Origin of the sequence: Microbispora sp. NPDC049633 (assembly GCF_040675265.1) — a bacterium.
GTDB classification, from domain to species: Bacteria; Actinomycetota; Actinomycetes; order Streptosporangiales; family Streptosporangiaceae; genus Microbispora; species Microbispora maris.
This window is the reverse complement of sequence record NZ_JBFAOO010000365.1, coordinates 1-3,310: the sequence shown is the minus strand read 5'-3', so window position 1 is coordinate 3,310 and position 3,310 is coordinate 1. Positions and strand designations below refer to the sequence as shown.

Sequence of the window (3,310 nt, the reverse complement as noted above, 5' to 3'; positions counted from 1 at the left end):
GACAGCGCGGCGAGCACCGCGTCCGGCAGCTTCTCGGTGACCCCGGCCTGCACCCGCACGCCCACGACCCCCGCCGGTGCTCCCGGGCCGCCGTACGCGTTGGTCGCGACGACCACGTGGTCGGCGACGACCTCGCCGTGATCGGTGACGACAGTGATCAGCAGGCCGGGCCGCACGTCGCGGACCGGGCTGCGCTCGAAGACGGTGAGCCCGCGCTGCTCGCCTATCCACGCCAGGTGCGCGGTCAGCGCCGCCGGGTCCAGGGTCGCGGCGGGCGCGTACCGCAGCCCGCTGACGTAGGACGCGCCGATCCTGGGCAGCGACTCGCGGGTGACCAGCGGGATGTCCAGGCCGAGGGCGCGGGCGGCCTCGGCCTCGCGCGCCTGCTCCTCGGCGGCCGCGTCGCCGGACGCGACGACGAGCTGACCGCCCGGCGTCAGGTCGCAGGGGATCCGGTGGCGCTCCACCAGGTCGAGGACGTGCCGGACGGCGGCGACCGACCAGTGGTAGGCGGCCCGCGTCACGTCGTCGCCGTAGCGGCGGCGGGCGACCGTCAGAGCCGGGCCGATGCGCGGCCCCAGCAGCCCCGTCCCCCGGCCGCTCGCGCCGGCCGCCACCTGGTCGGCCTCGATCACGACGACCCGGCGGTCCGGGTCGAGTTCCAGCAGCTCCACCGCCGTGGACAGTCCGGTCAGGCCGGCGCCGACGACGGCGACGTCACAACGGTGCCGGCCGTGCAGGCGGGGGCGCGGGCCGGTGGAGCCGGCGCCGGCCCAGTGCGGTCCGAGACCGTTCGCCGGGCCGTCCGGCCGCCCGCTCACCATGCGATCCCCAGCACCCGGAGGGGGTTGAACCGGCGGGTCCCGGTGATCGCCTCGGCGATCGCGTGTGCGTCCAGGGCCATGTCGGGCAGCTGCCCCGGCGGCAGCCGGAACCCCTGGAAGTACAGTCCCGGCGCGTGCGGGGCACACCTGCCGCCGTGCACGGCCGGCCGTCCGCCGGGCCTCTCCAGCACGCCGAGGTGCCCGACCAGCCCGTCGATGCCGGGCCGCTGGCCGGTCGCGGCGACGACGACGTCCGGCTTGATGCCGGCGCCTCCCTCGAGCATCACGGCCTTCCCGTCGAACCCGGTGACGCCCGGGACGATCTCGATCGACCCCTCCCTGACGGCGGGGATCAGGCCGCGGTCGATCGCGCCGTAGGCGTGCCCGATCCGCGCCGTGCCCGCCAGGGTCCCCTCGGTGGGCGGGGCCAGGCCGTACGGCGTGAGGTCCCCCCAGTGCCACCGGTGCATCAGCAGACTGCCCCGGTTGACCAGCCAGTCCGGCAGCGGCCCGTGTTTGATGGCCTGGCTCAGCAGCGACGTGACCGGACTGAGCTTGAACAGCACCGGGGTGTTCCGGATCGACATGCGGACCCGGGACGCGCCGGCCCGCATCACCGCCACCGCGATGTCGATCCCCGTCGGCCCGCAGCCGACCACCAGGACGTCCTTGCCGACGTAGGGCTCGGGCACCCGGTAGTCCCGGGCGTGCAGGAACTCGCCCTCGAACTCGTCCAGGCCGGGCCAGTCCGGCACGTACGGCGTGCGGTGCAGGCCGGTGGCGACCACGACGTTCGCGGTCGTCAGGTCGCCGCCGGAGGTGCGCACCACCCAATGGCCGTCCTCGCGGTCGATCCGCCGCGCCTCGGTCCCGAACCGGATGTCCGGATCCAGGTCCCGGACGTACGCCTTGATGTAGGCGAGGAAGTCGTCCCGCATCGGCCAGGGGCCGTACTCGGCCGACAGCTTCCTGCCCGGCAGGTGGCTGAGCCGCCGCCAGGAGTTCATCCGCATCGAGGGGTAGTAGCTGTGCCAGGTGGAGCAGGGGACCTCGCCCCGGTCGAGCAGGAGGGGGTCGAGTCCCGCCGCCTTCAGCGTCCAGGCGACCGCGAGACCTCCCGGCCCCGCGCCGATGATGAGAGGGCGTTCCAGACTCTGAGACATCGCGTTCCTCACCGGTCAGATCCGCGTGGGGACGGCGAGCTCCGCGTCGTCCCGCCCGAAGACGCGCCTGTCGAACTCCGCGAACTGCGGGATCACCGCGGGTTCGAACGGCACGCTGAAGGACTTGAGGAAGTTGCCGAAGAGCGCGCGGTCGCCGCACAGGTGGATCGGCACCACCAGCAGGGCCCACTCGAAGCCGGCGACAGCGGCCCACACCCCCACCACCACGGCCTGGGTCACCATGCTGTGCATCGTGTTGTAGAGCACGTAGTAGACCTTGGAGATGGGGCGGCCGCGGGCCCGCCTGAAGGCGATCGCCCCCGGGATGTAGCCGATCACGTCGATGTAGGCGAACAGCGCCACGGCCGGCAGCCATCGCACCTCGCGGATGTGCCAGAGGAACAGCACCGAGCACACGACGAGGGCGACGGCGTACTCCGCGCGGAGCAGCCGGTAGGTGACCAGGCTCTGGAAACGGTTCGCGTGGTCCATGCCATCCTCCCGGGGCCTAGGCCGATTCGACGGCCGCGCGCTGACGTTCGAGCCGGGCGCGTACGGCCACGGCGATCGCGGGCTCGCCGACGACGGCCGCCTCTCCGAGCAGCCGGTGCACGATGGTGGCGATCGCCTCCTTGAGCACCTTGGCGGCGATCGGCTCCAGCACTCCGGCCAGGCTCGGGATGCCGAAGTCGAACGTGGCCTCGAAGGTGATCGCGCAGCCCGTCGCGGCGGGCACGACCTGCCACGTCCCGCGGAACACGTCGAAGTCGCCGGCGGTCTGCTCGAAGACGATGCGGCGGGCGCCGCGCTGGATGTAGTCGGCCTCCGACCAGCGCAGCGGGCCGTTGCGGAACAGGATGTCCCACTCGCTGACCAGCGTCTCGCCGTCGTTGTCCCGCACGACGACCGAGCGGACCTCGTCCACGAAGTCGGGATATCGCTCGAACTCGGTGATCCGCTGGAACGCGAAGTCCGCGTCCACCGGCGAGTTCAGGGTGAGTTCGACACTACGCATCCGCATGCACCTCGTACTCGGGGTTCTGCTCGGCGACCAGCGCGACCGCCCGCTCGAACCGTTCCAGAAGAAAGGCGATCTCCGGTTCGCCCAGCGTCGCGGGCGGCGTGAGCCGGACGACGTGGTCGGAGCTCAGGGACACGTTCGCCACGACGTCGTGGGCGACCAGTGCCATGAAGAGTTCGATCGCCGTCGCGGGGTCGGCGAACTCGATCCCGATGAGCAGGCCGACGCCGCGCACCTCGTGCCGCTGGTGGACCAGGCCCGCCGCCGTGATCCGCCGCAGTTCGGGGGTGAGCCGCTCGCCG

At 72.7% G+C, this 3,310-nt stretch carries 4 protein-coding genes and 1 pseudogene; all 5 read right to left on the bottom strand.

Annotated features, from left to right (window positions below):
• The coding region (locus AB0J39_RS38860; protein ID WP_363474128.1) for an FAD-dependent oxidoreductase at positions 1–821 on the bottom strand (821 nt) is incomplete at its 3' end.
• Positions 818–1,987: an NAD(P)/FAD-dependent oxidoreductase gene (locus tag AB0J39_RS38855; RefSeq protein WP_363474126.1), complete on the bottom strand. Its 1,170-nt coding sequence runs from the start codon at positions 1,985–1,987 to the stop codon at positions 818–820. The genes AB0J39_RS38860 and AB0J39_RS38855, both read right to left, overlap by 4 nt.
• Positions 1,988–2,002: 15 nt before the next feature.
• Positions 2,003–2,479 (bottom strand): hypothetical protein, encoded by a 477-nt coding sequence (locus AB0J39_RS38850; protein WP_363474124.1) that lies wholly within the window; start codon positions 2,477–2,479, stop codon positions 2,003–2,005.
• A gap of 16 nt (positions 2,480–2,495) precedes the next feature.
• Positions 2,496–3,002: an SRPBCC family protein gene (locus AB0J39_RS38845; RefSeq protein WP_363474122.1), complete on the bottom strand. Its 507-nt coding sequence runs from the start codon at positions 3,000–3,002 to the stop codon at positions 2,496–2,498.
• Positions 2,995–3,310 (bottom strand): annotated as a pseudogene (locus tag AB0J39_RS38840) (hypothetical protein); the annotation flags it as partial. The pseudogene AB0J39_RS38840 and the gene AB0J39_RS38845, both read right to left, overlap by 8 nt.

Excerpts from the sequence above, each read along its gene's own strand:
- AB0J39_RS38855 (WP_363474126.1), bottom strand. The coding sequence starts at position 1,987 with ATGTCTCAGAGTCTGGAACGCCCTCTCATCATCGGCGCGGGGCCGGGA.
- AB0J39_RS38850 (WP_363474124.1), bottom strand. The coding sequence starts at position 2,479 with ATGGACCACGCGAACCGTTTCCAGAGCCTGGTCACCTACCGGCTGCTC.
- AB0J39_RS38845 (WP_363474122.1), bottom strand. The coding sequence starts at position 3,002 with ATGCGTAGTGTCGAACTCACCCTGAACTCGCCGGTGGACGCGGACTTC.